Here is a 1,011-nt window from a genome sequence, read left to right as displayed (position 1 = left end):
TAACGTTCCTGTATTCACGACCCGACGTATGTCGGGTGTCCGGCGAATGCCGGACCAAGGGCGTATGCCCACAGCGTGAATATTATGTTATCCGATGCATCTTGTATATTAAAATTTAATATTGGGTTCATGAGAAAAATAAAAAGGACGATCTCTCGTCCTATGCATGTGCCAATCGATTTAAAACATTTCTATACCTAATAATATATTGTTGTTCTACTAACTTTCCATTTTGAAATTCGTCTAAATAAACTCCTGTATTCGCTTCGGAAAGCCCTAACCTATTTACATACTGTTTTATAACAGGCCCATCTAAAGTGCTATTATTCTTTCTAATTCGAATACTTTTACGTGAAATAGGATTTTGAATAATCCATCTACAATTATCAGCACTTTCTCTCACATTGCATCCAACTTCCGTACACTTACCAAGGAAATCATTTAATCTCATGCTACTTGGTACAGTATTTCGTGCAGTACTATTTCTCCTAATCCATGTCGCTATTTCTTCTACCACTTTATCTACGTTGCTACTATCATATGGCGAAGTATGAGCTGCAACTGCTACAACAAAATCAAAAACTTCATCATCAGAAATTTCGATTCTTCGTCCATTCAAATCAAGAGTTACAAGTAAACTTACCAAGGCCGTTCTCTTATTACCATTATTGAAAGCATGATTTTGGATCAGTGAATGAAATAACGCACCTACTTTGGTTTCATAGGTGCTGTACTTATCAACTCCCCCCAAACCTGTATGAGGTCTGGAAACAGCCATTTCTAACAGGCCTTCTCCTCCCTGAGCGCGAAGGCCTGGTGGTTCAATTGGATCTTCTTCCTTAACAAACATATCGACCAATTCGTAATGAATTTTCAAAACAGAATCTTTGTCTGGTATTACCATGTAATTTCCCCCTTTAGTGTATATAAAAAGTATACAATCTAACTTGCTAACTGTAAATTATGATTTTTTGTTCAAGATGTTTCGGATAACGTTCCTGTATTCACGAC

At 37.0% G+C, this 1,011-nt stretch carries 1 protein-coding gene; it reads right to left on the bottom strand.

All coding sequences use genetic code 11. The features are described from left to right. Positions 1-160 precede the first annotated feature (160 nt). On the bottom strand, positions 161-904 hold the full coding sequence (locus HRQ60_RS23445) for a type II toxin-antitoxin system death-on-curing family toxin (RefSeq protein ID WP_172201041.1): 744 nt from the start codon (positions 902-904) through the stop codon (positions 161-163). Positions 905-1,011 lie beyond the last annotated feature (107 nt).

Origin of the sequence: Saccharibacillus qingshengii (assembly GCF_013185195.1) — a bacterium.
Lineage (GTDB): Bacteria > Bacillota > Bacilli > Paenibacillales > Paenibacillaceae > Saccharibacillus > Saccharibacillus qingshengii.
This window is presented reverse-complemented; position numbering and strand designations above follow the sequence as displayed.